This window comes from Erythrobacter sp. NFXS35 (assembly GCF_040148725.1).
Classification (GTDB): Bacteria; Pseudomonadota; Alphaproteobacteria; order Sphingomonadales; family Sphingomonadaceae; genus Erythrobacter.
In genome coordinates this window covers 571,251-591,532 of record NZ_JAGDEB010000003.1, presented here as the reverse complement: position 1 = coordinate 591,532, position 20,282 = coordinate 571,251, and the positions used below count along the sequence as shown (strand labels likewise).

Here is a 20,282-nt window from a genome sequence, read left to right as displayed (position 1 = left end):
TGCTCCTCAGGCAGAAGGGTCAGGCAGGTTGCTATGCGGGTTCTTGGGGCTCGCCGAACCGCGTGTGATAAAGAATGGTCAGCTCCAGCGCGAAGCCGAGCCGGTGATCGCGGGCCGTCTCGGCCACCGCCATGTCGAGCCGCGACACGCGGATCTCGGTGGCGAGGCCGCCCAGCACCGGCTGCGGGAACAGCGCCTCGACCACCGCCGAATAAAGTGCATTGGCCGCGCTGTGCGGCGCATCGCCGTTCACGAAGCCATCGATGCCGAGCGACATCACGAAGGCCATCGTGTCGGTCTCTTCCTCTTCCTCGGCCGGGCGGTCGCCCTGGTCGAAGATGAACAGCGCCGGGAAGCGCGACGGATCGCCTGACGGCATCCGCACTACCTCGGCCACCGCCGGACTGATGATGGCTGCAAGCCGGGTTTCGACTGCGGCGAAGATCTGTTCGCGGATTGCCGTCATGACGCCGCCTTCACCCGGACCACCCAGGCATCGACATCGGCACGGTCGACATGCTCGATCACCGCCCAGATCGCGCCCGCGCCGTCATTCTCGATCACGATGTCACCCTTGTCGGGCTCGCCGGTCAGGTCTTCCTTGCCGATCTCGAAGCTGAGCTGGCGGACGTTCTGGTTGTTCTCCATGAACAGACCCGCCGCGGCGTTCGACCGGACGGCGATTACCGACTTTGAGGTGACGCCCGCGCCGGTGTAGCGCACGCGCTTCCCCATCGCCGCGCGGATCGCCCGCGCAGCAGCCTCCCCGCCCGGAAGATCGGTCATGGTTTACTCGGCTTCGTCCGAGGTATGATCGGGCTGGACTGGAGTTCGGGCGCGCTGCGGCCTGCGCGGCGGGCCTGCGGCCAGATCCTCGTCGATCATCGCCTGCGCACGCGCCTCGGCAATCTCGCCCGGCGCGTCGCCGACATTGACCGCCGACCCGGCAGGCAGATAGCTCCCGCCATTGTCGGTGGTGGCCGTGTAGATGCGGATCGTCTTCATAAGCGAAATTCCTTTGCGTTTGCGGCCTGCCCGCCCACTGGCTCCCGGGGGGATGGGAAAGTTGAGAGACATGGCAGGCCGCAAACCCGGAAACGGAAGCGTCTAACCCAGCAAGCTGACCTTAAGCGACGATGCCGAGCCGTACGCGGCCAATGGTATCGCCCGCACCGCTCGCGACCACCGCGACAGCCACGCCGATCAACGTGTTGTCGGTCGAAACCGTGGTGCAGCGGCGATTGGTGTTGTCCCAATAGATCTTCGCACCGACCGTCCAGGCCTGCGACCCGACCTTCGTCAGATCGAAGACGCCCTCGATGCCGAATTCACCGGTCGCGCCGTCGGCGAGATCGACACTGGCAACCCCGAACAGGCTACCAACAAGCGCGCCCTGACCGCTGGTGACAGCATAGGGCGCGGCAAGGGCGAGCATCGCCCCCATCTGCACAAAGTTCTTCATTTGAGGTCACTCCTGTTCGCGCCCGGATGATCGGGCAGTCTTGGTGGAAGGGTGCGCGCTGCCGAATCAGGCTTTGGCGCTATCGGCTACTGCCTTTTCTGCAGCTTCCTTTTCGGCAGAGGCCTTCTCAGCTGCTTCCTTTTCAGCAGCGGCTTTCTCAGCTGCTTCCTTTTCAGCAGCGGCTTTCTCAGCTGCCTCCTTTTCGGCAGCAGCCTTCTTTTGAGCGGCGGTCAGCTTTTTCGGCTTCTCGATTTCGTCCTCGACAATCTCGCCGCCGCCGGCAGCGACGATCCGTTCCGCTTCTTCGGATGAAACCTCGAGCGGGCCTTCGAACGGGCGACGCAGGCCGGCAGCGGTCGGCCACGGCATGGTCAGCCTGACAGTAACTTTTTCCATGATGCTTTCCTTGAAATTGAGGGGTCAGGGGGCGACAGCGACGGGGCTCAGATCGCTGCCGCCCGGCCCGGCATTGTGCCGGACGTGCCCGATCAGTTACCCGGGTTGCGGTACAGACCGCGCCAATCGACAGCCTTGGCGACCCGATCGACCCGCGCCTTCATCTCGACCCCGTCGACATCGAAGCCGATCCGGGTTTCCGAATAGACGCCTTCTTGCCCTTCGAGGCTGTCGAGACGGATCGTGTCGATCATCATCGGATCGGCGGCGAGGTACCAGGCGTTTCCGGTAATCCGCGCTTCGACGATCAGCGTCATCGAATTCTGGAACGGGTTCACACCGCTGGTCGCGTTCGGTGTCACTGCCGTCAGCATCTTCTGCGCTTCGACCTTCTTTGCCGGACCGACGATCAGGTACATCGGCATCAGGTTAAGCTGCGTGCCTTCTGGGCTCGTCTGGGTCAGCATCGCCTGCTCGCCCGCAGCCAACGTGGTTTCGTTAATCGCGCCGCCGCTCGCGGCGAGGTTGCCGTGGTCCGCGTGGAACAGCGCCGTACCGTCGTACATGTTCGGGTTGGCGAGCAGCTGGGCATAGACCAGGTCGCTTTCCAACTGGGCAGCCTGCGCGCCGAAGCCCGCCGGAACCCGCGCAAACACGTTCAGATCGTCATTGATGATGGTCTGGCGCGTGATCGCGATGATGCGACCGTAAGTGGCGAGCTTGTAGGTATCGCCGAAGTCCGACATCGTGCCGTACTTGAACTCGCCGTTCTCCTGCACCAACAGCAGCTGTGGCGCGTCGCCGACCCCGACCAGCGGAGCGGGCTTGAAGTCCGGAAGCGTCCCGGTGGTGATGAAGGGGCGGAAGGTCTGCGGCGCGGCTTCGTATCCACGGCGCAGCTGCTTGTTGGCAGCATTCGACAGGATCTGCGCGAAGTCGCTGGTGGTGTGCATGCCCGAACGGGCAAGCCCCAGAGCCGTCCCGGCCAGCACAAGGGGGTTCATTCCGCGGGTGGAAATGCCTTCCTGTTCCAGATGGAACCGGGCCAGCTCGGTCAGGCGCATGCCCCGGAACTCGCGCGCGGCTTCACGCTCGGGCTCAGTCAACTCGATTGTCCCCCCGGCGCGCAGCACGATCGCGTGCTCCATTGCCGAACGATAAGCGGGGCTGTCGATACCGCGATCGCCCACCCGGTTCTGATTGATCGGGGTGGTGTTGCGGTTCTGCTCGAGTCGCTCGGCAATCGCGTCGGTCAGCTGAGATTCGGTCAGAGGGGTTTCCTCGTTGCGAGCGAGCAGATCGAGCGCGAAGTCCGAACCGAGGTTGGAACGGCTGACCACGTCGCGGATGCGGCGGGCATTGACGCTGGCCGGAGGCGCGGCTCGCTCTTCGGTTTCCGGAGTGGTGCCCGGGGTGATGACAGGCGCCGGAGCGGGCTGCTGCTGATCGCGCACGCCGGCGTCGCCCGCCGGCACGCCCTGATTGGGGGTAGCCATGGTATTCTCCTCAGTGGAATCGGCGGGGATGCCGCGGATGATGCAGGGAAAGCCGCCCTGCTCGGCATTCGAAGACCGCACCTGCGCGCCGGCATCGGCGGGCACAGGGACGAAGCTGATTTCGGTGGGTTCCCAGTCGTCGGCGCGCATGATCGGGCGCTCGCCCTCGCGCTCGATCCGGGTGTACTGGTGGACGATGTAGCCGACGCTGATGTTACGGATGTGCCCGGCGCGGATCTTTGCGACAGTGTCCTTGACGTCGTCGGTGTCTGAAAGCGCTACACGGGCAATGCCCTGACCGTTCTCGATCCGGACGCTGCCGATTACGATCGAACCGATCACCGCCGAAAGCTGGCCCGAATTGTGCGTGTCGAGCACGGCAGCACCGGCATTGAGGCGATCAAGGCGCACCGCACCCGGCTCCATTGCCAGCTCTTCGGTGTAATATTCCCAGTCCCACCAGTCGAATCGGGTGACTTCCGCGCCGGTGGACCAGACGACTTCGAGGCTGTTGTCCTCTTCCTGATAAGAAGAGGGCCGCGTCTGGGCGGCCCTGGTGCGCTGCGGCGCGGCGACGGTGATCTGCCCCTCGGGCGGATGGTCAGTCATCGGCATTGTTCACTTTCCCTTCTTCGTCGCCCTGCTCATCGCTGGCGGCATTCTCGTTCAGCGCATTGCGCGCCGGACGCGGATCGCCTTGGAAGAACAAACCCATCCCTTCGCTTTCGGCGAGGTCATCGGCGATTTCCTTGATCAGCTCGTCGAACGACCAGCCTCGGCCACCCGCCAGCTTGCGGCGGCTGCTCAGTCCGGCGGCCATTTCGAGGATATCGGCCTTGACGTCCTTGGCGCGGTCGATGCTTTCGAACGCCGGCGGCGTCCAACCGATCGCGTAGGTCCGGCGGTTGAACATCCCGGTCTCGAACCCGTCTTCCAGGAACCATTCCCAGATCCGTTCGAGCGCTAGAGGAATAATCAAAAGCCACTGCAACCGACCGCAAAAGCGCTGAAATTCTAAGTTTCCAGCGCGATAGCTTGAATAATTCACGTTCGACAGATCGCCGGTGCCGTGCTCGTAAGGCACGCCCGCACCGGTGGTCGCACCCAACAGGGTCACCCGCGCAAACTCATTCAAGGCGGCGCTCGGCTTCGGCTCCCCGAACTCCACCTTGTCCCCCGGCCGCAGCCGCTGGATCATGCCTGGTTCGAACAATTCAATGTCGAGATCGTTGAAGGTCTGCTCGCCGCTGTCCGCGCCGAGACTGAGGTCCTCGCCAATCGCCTCGGCATCGGGAGTGATGAACGCTGCAAAGCAAGCTTCGATCTTCTTACGGACGAGCTCCGCCTCGATGTAATCGTCCATGTCTTCGAACCGCTTGATCACTGGCTCGAAAACGGATGCACCGCGCGTCTGGCCGGGCCAATCCTGCCGGAACAGGTGGATCACGTCTTTGGATTCGAAACTTACCGGCTTGCCGTAGATCGTCCAGTGATCGCCCGGACGCCGGGTGTAAAAGTGGTACCGTACCGGACGGCCAGCCTCGTCATATTCGATCCCGCCCGTGCCGATGCCCGGATCGAGCATCGCGCCGTCGAGCACCTCGATCCGCAGCGGCACTACGCCCGAAACCGAGCGATCGAATCGCCGTACGATGAATGCGTCGCCATCCGCCAGCATCGTGCCGACCATCAGGTCCTGCAGGCCATAGAGGTCGAGACGGCGATACCAGTCCGCCTTTCGGATCCACATCTGCCAAGCGTCGGCAACCTTGCGCGGCGTCCCCTTTGCAGGTGTTCCGGTGATCCCGTAGCCGACCAAGTTGTTCAGCAGCGTCGCCTTGACCTTCGACGCGTAGGGGTTGGTCGCCAGCAGCCGCTTGATCCGCGCCTGATTGAGCTTCCGACGCGGTATCGCATCTTCGGGCCGCGCGGTGTTGATCCCCCAAGCAGCATCATGCAGGCTCGAATCACCGAACCGCTGCCGCGGCCGGTTCAACCGCCGCACTTCACGGACCGCAACCTCGGCGGCGGCCGCCCGCACGGCCGCGCGCGGGAACAGCGCACGGCGCATGTCGCTCCAGATGCTCACCGGCGACGTCCCATGCGGGCAACCGTCGCGCGGCGCACAGGCCGGACGGGATCATTGGCCGCCAATTCAGCCTTGATCTGGGTCCGCAGCTTCAGCAGGTCGTCGCCATCCTGATATTCGAGCTTGCGCCCATCCTCAAAAGTGACGCTCTTTTGCCCGCTCGCGAGCGCGGCCTGCACCCGGTCAAGGTCATCCTGCGTCCACATCGTCAACGATTCCTGTTTTTGCTCAGCCAGGGCGAACCCTTGCCGGTGATTGATCGCGGCTTCCGAGCAGCCCGCGCAGATGGCGGCGGTGCTGACGACGGTGCCGGTGCTACCAGCGTCGCGCTGGCCTTCTCAATTTCGGGCGGCGGCGGTGCAGGCTCCGGCACTCGCGCCGTACTCGGCCAGATCACCGAAAACCCGCGCCACACCCAGCGCATATCAACGCGGCTTTGCGCATAGCCCGGTCGCAGCAGGGTCGCTTCGCCATAGACAAGGTGATCCAAGGTCTCATTCCGGGTGCGCCGCTTCTTCCACTTGCCGGCGACCAGTTCCTCGGCGGCGATTTCCTCGACGTAATCGAGGCTAAGGTCGCCGGGCAGGTGAATGTAGCCTGGTCCCGGTGAAGTACGCCGTAGGCGGGCATCGATGATATTCTTGATCCGGTGGACGTTCGGAATCCATAATCGGGCCGAACGCCGCTTGGCACCGCCCTTGATCTTCTGGTCGGCAAACTGGCCCGCCGGCATCAGCGGAGCGGTCGGCCGGGAACCACCTTTCAGCAGAGTGATCCGCCGTTCATGCACTCCCAGCGCCATCGCGGCGGCGAAGAAGAACTTTGCACCTTCGGTCGCCTGGTCGCCGCTCTTGTCCGAACCGCCGGTATCCACCGCCACGCCCATAATGGGAGCATGGCCGACGACAGTGCCCGGATCGATCACTTCTCCCTGGTCGATATTGACGCGTGCGCCTTCAACCATCGGGACCTTGCGGTCGAACAGCGGCAGCAACGCCTTCCAGTGCTCCTTGTGCACGAACGGCTGCACGCCGGTGATGCCGTCATCCAGCACAGTGATCGCGAAGCGATCGACAATCCATGTTTCCCGCCCGGCCGCAAAGCCTAGGATTGCGACCTCGAACCGGTCGTGCTGGACATCAACCTGCACCAAAAGCAACTTCGGACCGCGCGGCACCGTGCCGATCCGCCACCCCGACTCGCGCCGCTTGGCGAGGTCCTTGGCATTGATCGGCTTCTCGCCCGACAGGCGGCTGCGATAATTCCGGCCGCCCTTCACGTTGTAGAAGCTTCGCAGCAGGCTTTCGTCCTGCCGGTCTTCCCACGCCAGCTCGGCCTCGCGCAGATCGCGGGCCAGCTTGGTCCAGCTGGTCAGCGCCAGCAGCCCGTCGCGCCGGAACGTTCGGCGGTATTTGCTGCTCTCGCGGTTCTTCGCCACGAAGCCGTGACGCGGCAGATCCGCGCAGCTGCGCAGCAGCTCGAACCGCGCATCCGGTTCGAGGATGCAGCCATTCGCGCCGCACACCACATGGGCGCTCACTGCAGCTTCGTCGGGCGTGCCCTTGTCGAATTTCAGATCGCGCCGAATATCGATTGCCCACCGCTCGCCGCAGCTGGGGCAGCGCGGGTGCAACCGCTCATCGGTTCCGCCTTCGACGAAGGCCTCAATTCCGCCGCCGTCGATTGCCGGGCTGGAGGAAACCAGCTTGGTCTCGCGCCCTTCGAACGTGGTCTGCCGACCGCTGAGCAAGCCCAGCAATCCGCCTTCGCCCTCGATATCCTCGGGCATCGCATCGTAATCATCGGCCCAGACATTGCAGTAGGGCCGCTGACGCAGCTGCGATTTCACCGGCCACGCCGCGCCGACGTACATGCCCTTGAACAGTTTCAGGTGCATGTTGTCGGCGCTGCTGTCCGGCAGCAGCGCATTGCGCAGCACCGGCACCGAGCGGATCAGCTCGTTGATCCGCAGCTTCACGAATGCTTCCGCCGCAGCCTTGTCGGGCTGCACCATCAGGAACGGGTCCGCCGATCGGTCGATCGTCCAGCCCATCCAAGCCTCGCCGATCATCGACTTGCCCGCCTGCGCGGGACCCATGTCGCCGACCTCGACCGTTTCCGGATCGCTGAGCGCGTCCATGATCTCCGCCAGGTAAGGCAGAGCCATCGGGTCATAGTGCGGAATGAACCGCTCCGCCCATTGCGAAACGGTCAGTCTTTCCTTCGGCAGATAGAGATGCGCGAGGCGGGCGAATAGCTGCGCAGCCGTTTCAAACGGCGGCGGCGCCGCCACTCGCTGCATCAGCATCCTTGTTCTCCGTCAGCCTCTCCAGTGCGGCCGCGAACTGGCGGCGATCGTGATCCATCAACTCTTGTCCAGCGGCGATCTGCTCGCGCCCCAGCGTCACCCGCTTGGCGAGCCGCGCCATGAATGTCGCCCGGCGGCGCGCATCGGCCACCAGGACATCCGAAATCGCGGCCTCGATGTCCGCCTTCCGGATCAGATCGCCGCGCTTTTCGGCGACCTTGATCGAATATAATTCTTCCTCGAGCAGCTTGCGCCGCTCATCCGAGGACAGCCCGGCCTGCGAAACGTCCGCCGCCGCGCCTTCGCCCAGCAGCTCCAGCCCCAGCTGGCGGACTTGCTCGGCATGCTCCCGCTCGACCGCGATCCGCTTGGCGTCTCGGTCTTTCAGCCAGGCAACGCCCAGCTGCACGTCGATTTCGTAAGCGACCCCGTTGGTCCCGGGCTTGGCCGGGAAGTCCGGGTTCTCCTTGATCAACCGGCGCAGCGTCACTTCGGACGGCACACCGGGGATCGCGGCGAACTCGGCCAGCGAGGCGATCAGCCCCTCAGCCACGATCGAAACCGAAACAACAAACAACAGTCTGGAAAAAAACCAGAACTCTCGCACAAGCCGCGCCTTCGGCCCCCGTATAGGGCGAAGTGCCAGGGAGGACCCAAAACGGTCGGCCAGGGCAGGGCGGGGCGGAGGTCAATGGCGATCGAACTCGGTTCGTCGCATTTCGCCCTGCCGCCACCCGAACGCCAGCGCCCAGCGTGCCGTCAGGCATACCCCTTTCGGCCCCAACCAGCGACAAAGCTTTTTGCGAGCCGCTCACATTCCCCCCCTTGACACGTTCCTCTTGCGGTTTTCTGCGGCGTTCAGGCCCTCGGCGATAGCACGCAGCGCGGTGCGGTATCGCTTGGCGAGCCCATCCTTGCCCCGGCTCACCCCCATGAACGGCATGATCTTCGACCAAGGCAGCTGTGTGTAGCCCCGCGCATGGAAGTCGAGGCACACCGCCAGCAGCCGCCGATCGGCAGCGGCAGGCACCAGCATCAGCCACTCGCTGACAGCATCGCGCCGGTCCACATCATCGCGCGAGAGCGGCAGCGGACGCACCGCCACATCGCTGGACGTATGGAAGCCCCCGCGCGCATCATAGTCGCCCGAATGCACATCGCGGCTCATAAGGTGCCAAGGCCCATCCGATGCGAACGGCCAGCGCCCCGAGCCCGGCGAGCGACGCCACAGCATCGTGGTCTCGACCAGCGCCTCACGCACCAGCTCGAACGTCCACCAATCGACCGCATCGATATCCATCAGAGCCAAAGTATCATCTCCATTTGAAAGTCTTTCAGGGAGGAAGGGAGGATTGATGTAGTTACAGTCACACATGCGCACGCACATATGACCGGCAACCGCAACACAATCCTCCCTTCCTCCCCAAACGTCCCTAGCCCCTGCAAACTCAATCACTTGGCGCGGGGAGGATGCGGGGAGGAAGGGAGGATGTTGCCTCAACCCCATCGCCTGCATCGATCATCACGCACCTATTGATCGCCTCGCCCGATTGAAGGCCAGCAGGAAGGGAAGCCAATCCTCCCCGGATCACGCAATCGTCCCCGCAATCCTCCCCGGACCTTCTAGCCTGTTCGACAGCTCGAATGGCATTCATTGCCGCCTGAACTTCCGGCAGATCATCAGCTCGCCAAGCTCGAATGCGCGCAATCCTACCCTTCAATCCGTCCCGCTTAGAAGTTTGCCAATCGGACAAGGCCAGAAGGCGCGGCATCAGCGCATCGACAGCTGCCTGCCGCGCAATTTGCTTCTGCTGGTCGCTAAGCTCAATCATCGCCGGGCACCCAGTCCTGCGGTCTCGGAGCAGGCCCGCGCCGATCCGCCGCATCATCGCGCGCCACCTTGGCCGCATCGCCAGCGTCCAGCTCTGCCTCGGTCTTCAACCGGATGCCGAGCCGCACCTTCACCCCGTTCGACTTGCGCGACCGGTGCTGGCGTTCGTCCAGCTGGGTGCCGAAAGCGCGCACCTTGGGTATCTTGTCCTCGTCGACGCCGATCTCGTCGCGGCAATACCGCATGAAATCCTCGTGCAGTTCGGAAATCCCGGCGCGCAGCTGCTCAGGGTTGCCCACCACGCAGCGGGCGCGATACCATTCGCCAAAAGGGTCGGAGCTGTTGCGGTAACTCTCGCGCACCTCCGTCGCTCTGGTGCTTTCGCACAGATCACGCTCGGCCAACCACGCCAGCGCGCCGCCGATCATCCAGTTGAGGATGCCGCTGCGCTCCTGCAGCATTTCGGCCTTGATACCCTCGAAATCGCCCTGCTGACTGCGATCGAGCTGCACCGGCCATTCCAGCACCTTGCAGCGCCGCCAGAAACCATCGTCGGACGTCGGCACCTTGGGAAAGGTGTTGCACTCGACCACCAGCAGCCAGCCCGGCCTGATCTCGCGGCTCGCCTCGCGCAGGCCGCGCACGGTCATCTTCCCGCCGCCGGTCATCTGCTTGATGACCTTGCTGTTCCAGGTCGAGAACCGCTCGGGCTCATCGCAGGTGACGAGCCGGGTGTCCCCGGCAAGCCGCGCCAGATCCTCCGAGTGATCGGAGCCGGACTTGCGCCCGCCCTGCAGGAAGCTGGCGACATCGGCGTGCTTGTAATAATCGCCGAGGATCGCGGACAGGATGACATGGGTGAGCGATTTCCCATCGCCGCCCTTGCCCTGGGCGACCACGAAAACCTGCTCTGATCTGAGCCCCTGCAGCGCGTAACCGAACACCCGGCGCATGAATTCGCGCTGATCGGCCTCAGGCTGGAGGCGTTCGAGGCGCTTCAACCACTTCGGGCAGCGGGCGGTCGGATCGTAATCGACCACCGCCATTCGGCTGATCATGTCCTCGGGGTTATGGGCGTCACGCCGGACGGACCAGCCATCCGGCCCCTCGATGAAGCGGAGCGTGCCGTTGCGGACGTTCACGCAGAGCGGATCGCTGTCGAACGCCTCGATCCCGATCGAAAGCAGCGCGCGCGCCTTGTCCAGCATCCCGCGCGCCTTGTTCGAATTGCCCGAATCGCGCGCCCATTTGCGCAATTCGGTCAGACGCTCCTGCGCCAATTCCTCGGACATCCCGCTCGGCAGCTTGCGATCGGCGATCTGCTGGGCGAGCGCCTTGGCTTCCTCACGCAGGCACTCGGACACGTCATCGGTCGCAAGCCGCGCCTCGCGCATCCCGATATCGCGCCGCCAGCGCCCGTCCTGATAGGCGATCCAGTAACCTTCGTCATCGCCCAGATCGACCCAGCGCAACAATCCCTGCACCCGCGCGACAAGCCGCTTGGCATTGCCGAGGTCGCTGGTCGGATACCATGCCAGTTCAAGCGGGTCCGGCGGTGTCATGATGTGAAGTTCGCCCATTACAGAAGAGCCACGTCAACAAGCTTACCGCCGCCACTAGCGGCGACGCGGGCCTTATGGTCGAGCCGCTGTTTTTCCATCTCAAAGGCAATCGTTCTAGCTGTCAGCCCTCGATGTTGGCCCAGACGATCAATCTCCGCGAGTATGTCGGCGGCAGGCTCGAACCACTCGCCCTTCAAGCGCCATTGCTTAAACCGACGATGGTATGCCATCTCCTGCGCGCGCCCACCCTCAGTGATGGCCAAGACATCGACCAGATACGCATTATGCGACTGAACCTGAGCGAGGCGATTGGGCACGTTTCGCGCTATCCCGATTTTTATTGGACCGTTCGCTGCCTGGAAGAAGTAAACATAACAGCTGGGCTCTGTCTCACGTCGCATTCAATCCCCCATTCCAGACTGCAGCCAAGCGGCAGTGCGCGCAGCGGCCTTTGATTTCGCTGCAGCAGCGCGGTTCGTTTTCTCGGTCGCGGGATCGAACTTGACCGGAGCGGAGGCAGCGCCGCCGCGTCCCTCGACCGTCCCGCGATAAAGCATGAACACCGCCTCGCCCGCGCGCATCGCGTCGGCGCCGTACTTGGCGCATTTCTCGATCCAGCGGACCACGCGGGTCAGCGCGGCCTTGTCGAACCCCTCACTGGCGGCCACAGCCTTGCGGGCGCGCTCCATGGCGCGCAGCTCGTTGATCTCGGCGCGGATATCCAGCAGCACGGTGACATGCTCGGCCAGCAAGGCCGCCTGCACCGGATCGCCGATCCCCTCGATCTGCTCGGCGAGGATCGCCAGGGCAAGGTCGCGCGAAGCCTCATCGGGGTCGCGCGCCGGATCGGGGGCAAGACCGCCCAGCGCCGCCTCGTACGTTTCCAGCAGAGCGTCGGCCTCGGCCCGATCGCACGGCGCCATCCCGCGCCGCGCGACCACCTTGCGCAATGTGGTCGCGCAATAGCCGACCGCCTTGGCCTCGGCGTAAATGTCCTTCCTGTCCTGCTGCAGCCCGGCGATTTCCTCGGAAATCCGCTCGATGCGCTCGACATAAAGACGCAGGCGATCGTCGCTCATGCTGCACCCAATCTCTTGGTCGCCTGCCACGCCTCAAATGGGTCAGCGTTGGCAACAGCGAAAACTTCAGATGACGTTATGCATAAACGCGGGTTTTTCGGCCTAAAAGTATTCCTTAAATATCGAAGATGCCTCTGATTGCAGAAAAATTCGACGGTCTCTGCGAACCTTTCGTTGAAACCCTTTGACAATAGAAGTTTTGCAACATCGATAAGTTGGAACCATTCACCTCTTACATTTGCCTTGCAAAGCTCGCGATGCAATTCGAACTCAATTTGCTGGTCAGCAACATGAAGGTAGGCCAATTTCGCCAACATGTGCGGATTTGCCGTCTGCAAAGATATTAGGCGAGCGTCAGGATTAACCGCCCATCCTACCTTGCAAAACTCAGTTCCCGACGCTGCGACAAAGTAAACCGCCATCACGCAGCCCTCCCAATCCGCTCGGCCAGCGTCAGCTTCGTACCTTCGGCCACCGCGCTGGCGACCAGCGGCAACCCGCCGCGCTCCAACCGCGCGCGCAACACCGTGGCCAAAGCAGGCGGCGCCTCGATCGTCACTCTCTCACCCAGATCGCGCAGCTTCGGCACCGCGCGCTGCCAATCGAGCACGCACACCGCCTTGCCGCGCGCCGCGATCCACGCCAGCGGATCAGCCACCAGGCGCAGCCGCCCGCCTCCTTCGACATGCCGATCGCGCAACAACCATTCGCCGAGGAAAGCCGACTGGCCCAGCATCAATGCAAAGTCGCCCGGCGCATCGAGGCGGAAAGCCACCGCATCCTCGCGCGCGAAGTTCTCATCGCGCACCGCAAGCACGATCCGGCCATCAGGGCCGCCAAACTCAAATGTCGCGGGCTGATGCCGCCAGGACTGGGTCACCCGGCCCTTGACCAGATCGCCCGCACCCAGCAGCGCGAAAGCAAACCCCAGATCGCCGCCAGCATCGCGGATCCGGTGCAGATCGGGCAGGCCGAGCTGACGCCCTGCCGACATTCGCTCTGCGATAGGGCAGGGATCGCCCCCGGCGAACATCGCGCAGGTAATCTCGTCATCGGCCTCACCCGCGCGCTGGCCATATGTCAGCGGCGCGCGAATCCCGGCGCGCTGTCCGGCGACCGCATCAGCCGCGGTGCAATCGCCTCGCTCAGTCGCATCATGCCACTCCTGCGCGCGGGCCGCGCGGTGGATTTCCGCCCACTGCTCGCGCAGGGCAGCCAGATGATCCGCCAAACCCATCATGCTGCCCGCCTTTCGGGATTCTGTGTTCCGCCTATCGCTGCGCTGCTTGAGGCGGTCTCGCGGCCTGCCGCTGCGCTACTTGAGGCCTGACGCACCTTCACGCCGCAGAACCGGCTCTTGCAGGACACTGCCGCGCCCAGCGACACGCTGGCATCGCACTGGCCGCACCAGACCCGGTCCGGCTCCACGAATTCGGCCAGTTCCTCGCCCAGATCGGGCCCGGCGGCCGACGCCAGCGAAAGCACCTTGGACTGCGCCTCCCGGTAAGCGCGCCACTGCTGGATATGCGCGTCCTGCGCGACCGCATTGACCCGATCGTGCAGCAGCGCGAACACCTTGCCTGCCAGATCGGGATCGTGCGCAATCCGATGCTCGATCTGCCGGTATCCGTAAATCACGCTCGAATGATCGACCCCGCCCAGCAGCCGCCCGATCACCGGATAGGAAAGGTGCGGCAGCCGCTGCTTCAACACGTAATAGGCCGCCTGCCGCGCCCGCGACACATGGCGGAAGCGCGAACGCCCGGTCATCACGGCATGATCGACATCGAACACCCGCGCGACGGCGAGCAGGATGGTCTGTGCAGCCGAATGACCGACCGTGCCGATCTCGGCAATATCATCGGGTGCGCCCATCATTTTTGGCCATCCCTCGATGAGAGACCAAGCTGCCTGATCCGGCGCGCCACGGCACCGGGCGACACGCCGAGTCGGGGCGCGATCAGCTTCGGCCCCATCCCCTGACGATGAAGCGCGCGTAGCTTTTCGTCCTTCGCGTCCCAATCGATGCGAAACCGGCTCATCTCGAAACCTCGACCACTGTCGTCAGCGCGATCATCCCGGCCGCCTCAAGAAAGGCGAGCGCATCGACAGCCTCTTCGCGGGTCAGGCCATGCTCGTCAGCCAGCGGGAATATCTGCCGCAAAGGCGTAGCCGGACCCTGCGCGGCGATGCTGGTGAACAGCTCCGCCGCACGGTCCACTGCCGATCCCTGAGCCCGCGCAGCCATCAGTCCACCGCCAGCATCGGTTCGCTGGCACTGAACACCAGCGCAGGCGGCACATTGCGCTCGCACACCGGCTCGACATCCTCGATATCGAAGGTCGGGAATTCCAGCGCGAACAGCCCGTCGGCAGTGCTGGCGTTGATGGTGAAGGTGTAGCGGCCCTGCTGATCGCGCTTGGCGACGAACTGTCCGGAGGAAACATTGGTCGATGCGCGGATTTTGCCGCCATCCCTTCCCGTACCGAAGGCCAGATCGATCCGCTGCGCTTCATTGCGCCACACCAGCTTGGCAGCGAGGCGCGCACCCACCGTGACCTTGATGTACCGGACGAGAGCGCCCCCCTTGCGCTTCAAGGTGCGCCCCTCGACGCGGACACCATCGGAAAACACCGCGATCTGCGATGCGATCCGGCTGACATTCTCGATTGTCTCAAACGGCATTATCGGCCTCCAGGTCTGCAAGAGTGCGGTGATCGCGGAACGGGTAGGGGCCGCTGGCGGGGCGCGCGGCGAATCCCTCGGCCATCGACTCGGCCATGCCGAACGCCCGCAGCGCGCTGTCCAACTGGTCGCGAAGCTGCTCGGCCTCGGCCTTCGTCAGGATCTTCGGACGATCGACACAGCCGCCGCGCTGCTCGGAGAGGAACACCAGCGGCCCCTCGACACCGAACCGCGCATCGCCATTCGGCATCGCCGCCGCCGCGAACTTGCGCGGATTGCCCGCGTAGGGGTGGGAACTGTCCTTGCCCATCACACCATCCTCTTCGTTGATTTTCCGGAATGCCGCCCGGTCAGGATCGTCACCACGCGCGGGGTGTTGGGGCCGTGATCTTCCACGGCGATCCGCCCGCGCTTCACCAGCAGGCCGACGCGGTAGCGGGCAGCATCTTTGCCGCTCAGGTGGCACCGCTTGGCCAGCTCCTCGTTGCTCGGGCAGGGTTTGCCGGTCACCGCCGCCAGCGTCAGGCATTGCAGAACCATCGAAAGGCTGGATCGCCGCACGCTCTGGCGCCGGGTGTAGCCGCGCGCCGCGCGCCGTTGATCGGCCGCGCTCATCGGCGCGCTGCCGCGTTCGACCAGGAACAGAAACTCCGCGCCTTCGCGCTTGCTCTTCGGGCACAGCACGCCCGCGTCGACCAGCGTGCGCATCGCCTGCACCAACTCGGCAGGCGGACGCTCGCCCCGGCCATACGCAAACTGCGCACCTGGCTGCGCGCTTTCGGCAAAGCGCATAATGTCCCCCGCCCGGCAGAGCATTACTGGTCTGCCTCAGGTGTCGCCGGCGAATCCGCTTCCGAGCTAAGCTCAGCTATCAGGCGATATCGCTCGACCAACAGGTCGCCAATTTCGCAGACCACCTGCTCAATCTCATCATCGAGTGCCTCCGAATCCTCGCGCTTCACCCGCACCAGCGAGCTTTCGGGAATGAGACGGTTCCCTTCGCGCACGAAGCGCGGGGCGGTCAGCATCCGGTTGTCATATCCTTCGATCATGTCGCCCCCTGCTTTTGCTAATCTGCGGCCAGCGCTTCGAGGTCGGCGATCAATCGCCGCGCCTCGCTCTTCACGTGTTCCCGGTCGCGGTGGCAGAACTGGCCGTCCGCGTGCCGCTCGGCGATGTCGCCCGCCAGCTCGGCCGCGCGAGCGGCGGCGATCAGTGCGTTGGGGCGATCGTCATGATCCTGCGCGATCAGGCGCAGCCCGGTCGGGCGGATCAGTTCGTCGGCCAGATGGCGCGGCAGCTCGCCCAGCAGGGCGGAGAAGACATGGCCGGGCAGCTTGGTGCCCTCGGCCCACCGGCGCAGATCGCGCGGGGTTTCGCCGACGGCATCGGCAAGGCTCTCGATCGCCCCGCCTTCATGCTCGAACCGGCGGATCACCGTGGCGAGCCGCTCTGCCAGCTTTTGCTGGGCGCGGAGGTTAGACGACATGATCCTGCGCCTCCTTTGCGGTAACACCGACACGATGAGCCAGATCGAGCGCCTCTTGCGGCACCGAGCCCTCGGGCCAGTTGCCCGGATCGCCCAGAAACGCGGCGAACTTCTCCAGCGTGGCCGTGGTTACGCTGGCGCCGGGCTGGGCGATGCGCTGCACAAGGCCACCATCATTCACCACCACGCGGCCAATGCGCGTGGGCGCAGCACCGTGTGTATCGGTCCAGATGACGGCGCAGCGGTGAAGCTGTTCGGTCAGCGAAGAATTGATCTTGGTTTCCATCACGCGCCCTTATCATGGATTAATCCATGCTAGGTCAAGTGGAAACTTCCACAATTCTTTTGCCTCCTGCGGTGTGGAACAACCCACGCATGGAAAAGGATATTCTTCGCGCGCGCATTCAGGAGCGGCTTTCCGCCACCGGAAAGAGCGCGCACGCTGTCTCGCGAGAGATCAAGGCGGGACTGGGCTATGTCCGCGACCTGCTCGATCCGGATAAGGGCGGCTTTCCGCGCGCCGACAAACTCAACGCGCTGGCTCGCGCCCTCGACACCACCACCGACTACCTCACTGGCGAGACTTCAATTGCTCGCCCGGTGCTCAGCGAAGTGTCCTTTGCCGATCGCCGTCTGAACTGGCGCGGCCCACCATCGGATCTGCCGCCGATCCCACTGGTCGGCACCGGCGACTGCGCGACGATTGAATTCAAAGACGAAAGTGGACACATGCTGGAGGTCGAGCGCTGCAGCTTCGATTCCGATCACACCGTACGCATGATTGCCCGACCGCCAGCGCTCGAAGGCGCGCGCGATCTCTACGCGATCTATTTCCACGGTGAGAGCATGATGCCCCGGTACGAGCCGGGCGAAGTGGGGATCGTCGATCCGACCCGCCCGCCCGGACCAGGCGACTACGTTTTGGTGCAGATCAACAGCGGCGAAGACGATCACGTCACCAGCGTGTTGGTGAAGCGACTGGTCCGGGCGAACACCCGCGAGCTGGTGCTCGAGCAGTTCAATCCGGCGGCGACATTTTCTGTCCCGCGAGCTCGCGTGGTGCGGTTTCATCGCATTCTACAGCAGACCGATCTGCTTTTCGGATAGGGCGAAATCGGCTCATCATGGAATAATCCATGTTTTTAACTTGACCATGGAATAATCCATGCGCTACTTCCTCCCACATCAAGGAGGAAGCAATGTCCAAACCCCTTTCAGAACTGGCCACCCTTGCGCAGGAAGCCATCGAGCTGGCTTGTCAGGATCGCGCCGCCGCGCGGGCCACGCTGGTTGCCACCGTGCTGGCCGACGCTGCGCTGCAGGCGCGGCATCTCGAATACATCGTCGGCATCTGGGCCGAGGCCGAGATTTCCACCGCGATCACCAACCGCCGCGCCACCGTGATGCGCGAAGTCACCGCCTCGGTCGAACGCGTGAACGGCACAGCCTTCCAGTCGGCCTTGCGCGAAGCGGCGGCCAATAACCTCGCCCGATTTGCCGACATGCCGATCTGGGGCGGCAAGCGGCTTGCCGATGCCACCCCTGCCGAGCTGCGCGAAAGCGCGCGCCGCTATGCGCTGCTGTCATCGGACGCTGCCCGCAAGTCGCGCTGGCAGGAACTGGTGGCCGACGCTGCCGATGCCAAGGTTAGCGCCAAGCGCAAGGCCACGCCCGAAACCCCGATCGGCACCCTCCTCGACGAGGTGACGCTCCGCAATCTGTGGGAGCAGGCCGATGCTTGACATCAACGAAACATACGAATTTCCGCAGGCCACCATTTCCTCGACAGCCATCGATATTCCGCCTGCGGAAACCAAACAGCGGCAGGCCATTAGCACTCCGAACACCAAGTTCGCCGCGCCTGCCGCAACCCCTTTGGTCGGCCAAGCTCCCACCGAGCACCACCAGCAACTCGCCGACCAAACCCAATTGCCGGGCCGGAAGATCATCGCAACCCAAAAGGTGCGCGCCCGGCAACCCCTTCCCGACAGTGGCCAGTCATATCGCGATAACCACTTGGCCGTCGCCGCTGTCGGGGAAATTGTCGCGGTCTATCGTCGTTACGAAGACCTTCGCCGCGCGCGCCAGCGCATCGAACTGCAAGCCATCGCCACCTGCCGCAACTATGCGGGCGGGGACAAGGTCGCGGGCATGAAGCTTTACAAGGCACCGCCCGCCGATCTGGCGATCTGGCTGGTGCCGTATGATCTGGCGATGCAACCGCTCGGCGATGCGATCAGCCAGCAGGAAAAGCTGCTGACCAAGCTGGGCAAGGCGCTGCCGGTGGCGGGCTGGGCAGACGCTGTCCCCGGCCTCTCGCCGCGCTTCCTTGCCGCCATAATCGGCGAATGCGGCATCGGCCCCGGCGAATATCGCAGCGTCTCCGCGCTGTGGAAGCGCATGGGCATGGCCGTGATCGGCGGGCAGCGGCAGCGCCGCGTCACCGGCGATGCTGCGCTCGAACACGGCTATGTCGCCCGCCGCCGCGCGCTGATGTGGAACATCGGCGATCAGGTTGCTGTGCGGCAGGGTATCCGCAATCCCAAGGATGCCGAGGGCAAGCCGACCGGCGCGGTCGCGATCAACCGCTGGGGATCGCTTTACCTCGAACGCAAGGCTTACGAACTGGCGCGCAGCACCGAAGACGCGCCGATCACCCCGATGCACGCCCACAACCGGGCGAAACGCTATGTCGAAAAACGCCTGCTGCGCGAGCTGTGGCAGACGTGGCGGGCGGCCAGTATCCCTAAGGAAACCAGTGTATCCCTGCTGCCCGCCTTCGACCCTGAAACCGGGGAGGTGTTCCAATGAACGGCTATGATCCGAAAATCATCGCGAAGATCGCGGAGGAGCAATTCAGGCAGCGCACCGCTGCATTGAAGCGCGCCTATGAAAACGGCGACTGGCCCGGCGATCCGGCCAATGAAACTGCACGACTCTGGCTCGCCATTGCTGCCGCTGCCGGGGCGAAGCTGCCCGAACTGCAGGTGCCGCTGATCTTCCCGATCGGCCGCACCGGCAGCATCAGCGCCCACCATATCGCCGAGCCGCACGCTTACCTGGGCGAACTCGCCCGCGCCCGCGATGTCGCCATCGCTCGGGCCGAAGCCCGCCCCAAGGATCTGCGCGCAGACCAACGCGCCCGCGACCTGATCGCGCTCGCCGATGCGCTGGGCGCACCCGGCTTCGACCACGCGCCACGTGAAGCGAAGGCGGCATCGTGAGCGGGGCTGTGCATACGCCGGGGCCTTGGGTGGTTCGGACGCTTGAAAACTTCGGGTGGAACATCGTCCACTACGTCGGCGGCGACAAGTTCGCGATTGCCCGCGTAGCAAAAGTTACATCCGAGGCTGACGCCCGCCTGATCGCCGCTTCGCCGTGTCTACTCGACGCGCTCAAATTGGCCGAGAACTTCATGGCTGGCTTCGAGGGTGACGAGCTGCAGGAAGACGTCGACGATCGCCTGACTAAAATTCGGGCTGCCATCGCGAGAGCGGAAGGCGGTGCAGCATGACCGCGCCCGTGACCGGGACGCCTGCCCGCGCGATTGAGCTTTGGTTCTTCCGCGACCTTTCCGATGAGCAGCGCCGCGCCCTTATCGGTCTTGCGCTTGGCAAAGGCTGCGCTGACGAGGCGACCAATCACTCATGGCAGCGGCTTTGCTTGCGCCGCATCCTTGCAACCCACCGCACCGCAGCCGAGGCATCGAGCGGGCCGGTTGTGGCGTGCCTGATGCACGCGCTCGACTTGGCAAAGCGCGAGATCGAGAACCTTGGCGCACTGCCCGAGGACATTGAGCGGGCATTGCAGCGCATCAATCTGGCTGCGTTCCCACCCGCCAGCGCAGCCATCGCCAAAGCGGAAGGCGGTGCGGCATGACGGACG

At 64.2% G+C, this 20,282-nt stretch carries 30 protein-coding genes and 1 pseudogene; 6 read left to right on the top strand and 25 right to left on the bottom strand.

The annotated features are described in order from the left end of the window. Positions 1-31: 31 nt before the first annotated feature. The 25 genes and pseudogenes from J3454_RS14425 to J3454_RS14305 form a co-directional block, all read right to left on the bottom strand. The gene (locus J3454_RS14425; RefSeq protein ID WP_349514455.1) at positions 32-466 is read right to left on the bottom strand and encodes a hypothetical protein; all 435 of its coding nucleotides are present in this window, start codon (positions 464-466) and stop codon (positions 32-34) included. Further along, positions 463-786, bottom strand: coding sequence for a hypothetical protein (locus J3454_RS14420; protein WP_349514454.1), 324 nt, complete (start codon positions 784-786; stop codon positions 463-465). Before J3454_RS14420 ends, J3454_RS14425 begins: the two co-directional genes overlap by 4 nt. Positions 787-789: 3 nt before the next feature. Further along, complete coding sequence (locus tag J3454_RS14415) at positions 790-1,005, bottom strand: hypothetical protein (protein ID WP_349514453.1); 216 nt, start codon at positions 1,003-1,005, stop codon at positions 790-792. 121 nt (positions 1,006-1,126) lie between these two features. Further along, a complete protein-coding gene (locus tag J3454_RS14410; RefSeq protein WP_349514452.1) occupies positions 1,127-1,462 on the bottom strand; it encodes a DUF2190 family protein in 336 nt (111 codons plus the stop codon). A gap of 66 nt (positions 1,463-1,528) precedes the next feature. Next, on the bottom strand, positions 1,529-1,858 hold the full coding sequence (locus tag J3454_RS14405) for a DUF7302 family protein (protein WP_349514451.1): 330 nt from the start codon (positions 1,856-1,858) through the stop codon (positions 1,529-1,531). 92 nt (positions 1,859-1,950) lie between these two features. Further along, the gene (locus tag J3454_RS14400) at positions 1,951-3,969 is read right to left on the bottom strand and encodes a prohead protease/major capsid protein fusion protein (protein ID WP_349514450.1); all 2,019 of its coding nucleotides are present in this window, start codon (positions 3,967-3,969) and stop codon (positions 1,951-1,953) included. After that, positions 3,956-5,443, bottom strand: a complete 1,488-nt coding sequence (locus tag J3454_RS14395) for a phage portal protein (RefSeq protein ID WP_349514449.1) — start codon at positions 5,441-5,443, stop codon at positions 3,956-3,958. The genes J3454_RS14400 and J3454_RS14395 overlap by 14 nt, the downstream gene beginning before the upstream one ends. Next, positions 5,440-5,649 (bottom strand): phage head-tail joining protein, encoded by a 210-nt coding sequence (locus tag J3454_RS14390; RefSeq protein WP_349514448.1) that lies wholly within the window; start codon positions 5,647-5,649, stop codon positions 5,440-5,442. Before J3454_RS14390 ends, J3454_RS14395 begins: the two co-directional genes overlap by 4 nt. Before the next feature lie 2 nt (positions 5,650-5,651). Then, complete coding sequence (locus J3454_RS14385; protein ID WP_349514447.1) at positions 5,652-7,751, bottom strand: terminase gpA endonuclease subunit; 2,100 nt, start codon at positions 7,749-7,751, stop codon at positions 5,652-5,654. Next, complete coding sequence (locus tag J3454_RS14380; protein ID WP_349514446.1) at positions 7,714-8,304, bottom strand: hypothetical protein; 591 nt, start codon at positions 8,302-8,304, stop codon at positions 7,714-7,716. Before J3454_RS14380 ends, J3454_RS14385 begins: the two co-directional genes overlap by 38 nt. Positions 8,305-8,562: 258 nt before the next feature. Continuing rightward, the gene (locus J3454_RS14375; RefSeq protein WP_349514445.1) at positions 8,563-9,060 is read right to left on the bottom strand and encodes a hypothetical protein; all 498 of its coding nucleotides are present in this window, start codon (positions 9,058-9,060) and stop codon (positions 8,563-8,565) included. Between the two features lie 139 nt (positions 9,061-9,199). Then, the gene (locus J3454_RS14370) at positions 9,200-9,583 is read right to left on the bottom strand and encodes a hypothetical protein (protein WP_349514444.1); all 384 of its coding nucleotides are present in this window, start codon (positions 9,581-9,583) and stop codon (positions 9,200-9,202) included. Further along, a complete protein-coding gene (locus J3454_RS14365) occupies positions 9,576-11,162 on the bottom strand; it encodes a DNA primase family protein (RefSeq protein WP_349514443.1) in 1,587 nt (528 codons plus the stop codon). Before J3454_RS14365 ends, J3454_RS14370 begins: the two co-directional genes overlap by 8 nt. Then, entirely contained in the window at positions 11,162-11,545 is a 384-nt protein-coding gene (locus J3454_RS14360; protein ID WP_349514442.1) for a GIY-YIG nuclease family protein, read from the bottom strand. Before J3454_RS14360 ends, J3454_RS14365 begins: the two co-directional genes overlap by 1 nt. A gap of 459 nt (positions 11,546-12,004) precedes the next feature. Continuing rightward, positions 12,005-12,223: pseudogene (locus J3454_RS14355) on the bottom strand (DUF2312 domain-containing protein); the annotation flags it as partial. After that, complete coding sequence (locus J3454_RS14350) at positions 12,220-12,645, bottom strand: GIY-YIG nuclease family protein (protein ID WP_349514441.1); 426 nt, start codon at positions 12,643-12,645, stop codon at positions 12,220-12,222. The gene J3454_RS14350 and the pseudogene J3454_RS14355, both read right to left, overlap by 4 nt. Continuing rightward, complete coding sequence (locus J3454_RS14345; RefSeq protein ID WP_349514440.1) at positions 12,645-13,463, bottom strand: hypothetical protein; 819 nt, start codon at positions 13,461-13,463, stop codon at positions 12,645-12,647. The genes J3454_RS14350 and J3454_RS14345 overlap by 1 nt, the downstream gene beginning before the upstream one ends. Next, on the bottom strand, positions 13,460-14,101 hold the full coding sequence (locus J3454_RS14340; RefSeq protein WP_349514439.1) for a helix-turn-helix domain-containing protein: 642 nt from the start codon (positions 14,099-14,101) through the stop codon (positions 13,460-13,462). Before J3454_RS14340 ends, J3454_RS14345 begins: the two co-directional genes overlap by 4 nt. Positions 14,102-14,261: 160 nt before the next feature. Continuing rightward, entirely contained in the window at positions 14,262-14,471 is a 210-nt protein-coding gene (locus tag J3454_RS14335) for a hypothetical protein (RefSeq protein WP_349514438.1), read from the bottom strand. Then, positions 14,471-14,908, bottom strand: coding sequence for a hypothetical protein (locus J3454_RS14330; protein WP_349514437.1), 438 nt, complete (start codon positions 14,906-14,908; stop codon positions 14,471-14,473). The genes J3454_RS14335 and J3454_RS14330 overlap by 1 nt, the downstream gene beginning before the upstream one ends. Further along, positions 14,898-15,218, bottom strand: a complete 321-nt coding sequence (locus tag J3454_RS14325; RefSeq protein ID WP_349514436.1) for a hypothetical protein — start codon at positions 15,216-15,218, stop codon at positions 14,898-14,900. Before J3454_RS14325 ends, J3454_RS14330 begins: the two co-directional genes overlap by 11 nt. Continuing rightward, positions 15,218-15,700 (bottom strand): hypothetical protein, encoded by a 483-nt coding sequence (locus J3454_RS14320; RefSeq protein ID WP_349514435.1) that lies wholly within the window; start codon positions 15,698-15,700, stop codon positions 15,218-15,220. Before J3454_RS14320 ends, J3454_RS14325 begins: the two co-directional genes overlap by 1 nt. 23 nt (positions 15,701-15,723) lie before the next feature. Further along, positions 15,724-15,960 (bottom strand): hypothetical protein, encoded by a 237-nt coding sequence (locus tag J3454_RS14315; protein ID WP_349514434.1) that lies wholly within the window; start codon positions 15,958-15,960, stop codon positions 15,724-15,726. A 17-nt stretch (positions 15,961-15,977) separates the two neighbouring features. Next, positions 15,978-16,397 carry a hypothetical protein gene (locus tag J3454_RS14310; RefSeq protein WP_349514433.1) on the bottom strand — a complete coding sequence of 140 codons (420 nt, stop codon included), beginning with the start codon at positions 16,395-16,397 and terminating at the stop codon, positions 15,978-15,980. Continuing rightward, entirely contained in the window at positions 16,387-16,683 is a 297-nt protein-coding gene (locus J3454_RS14305; RefSeq protein ID WP_349514432.1) for a hypothetical protein, read from the bottom strand. Before J3454_RS14305 ends, J3454_RS14310 begins: the two co-directional genes overlap by 11 nt. Positions 16,684-16,772: 89 nt before the next feature. Here J3454_RS14305 and J3454_RS14300 point away from each other — a divergent pair, with 89 nt between their 5' ends. The 6 genes from J3454_RS14300 to J3454_RS14275 all read left to right on the top strand — a co-directional run bounded on the left by J3454_RS14300 (position 16,773) and on the right by J3454_RS14275 (position 20,276). Further along, positions 16,773-17,504 carry a S24 family peptidase gene (locus J3454_RS14300; protein WP_349514431.1) on the top strand — a complete coding sequence of 244 codons (732 nt, stop codon included), beginning with the start codon at positions 16,773-16,775 and terminating at the stop codon, positions 17,502-17,504. 92 nt (positions 17,505-17,596) lie between these two features. Beyond that, positions 17,597-18,139 carry a hypothetical protein gene (locus J3454_RS14295; RefSeq protein ID WP_349514430.1) on the top strand — a complete coding sequence of 181 codons (543 nt, stop codon included), beginning with the start codon at positions 17,597-17,599 and terminating at the stop codon, positions 18,137-18,139. Beyond that, positions 18,132-19,208 carry a hypothetical protein gene (locus J3454_RS14290; RefSeq protein ID WP_349514429.1) on the top strand — a complete coding sequence of 359 codons (1,077 nt, stop codon included), beginning with the start codon at positions 18,132-18,134 and terminating at the stop codon, positions 19,206-19,208. Before J3454_RS14295 ends, J3454_RS14290 begins: the two co-directional genes overlap by 8 nt. Then, on the top strand, positions 19,205-19,621 hold the full coding sequence (locus J3454_RS14285; protein WP_349514428.1) for a hypothetical protein: 417 nt from the start codon (positions 19,205-19,207) through the stop codon (positions 19,619-19,621). The genes J3454_RS14290 and J3454_RS14285 overlap by 4 nt, the downstream gene beginning before the upstream one ends. Further along, entirely contained in the window at positions 19,618-19,911 is a 294-nt protein-coding gene (locus tag J3454_RS14280; protein ID WP_349514427.1) for an XkdD/Y8K6 family phage-associated protein, read from the top strand. Before J3454_RS14285 ends, J3454_RS14280 begins: the two co-directional genes overlap by 4 nt. After that, entirely contained in the window at positions 19,908-20,276 is a 369-nt protein-coding gene (locus tag J3454_RS14275; protein WP_349514426.1) for a hypothetical protein, read from the top strand. The genes J3454_RS14280 and J3454_RS14275 overlap by 4 nt, the downstream gene beginning before the upstream one ends. Positions 20,277-20,282 lie beyond the last annotated feature (6 nt).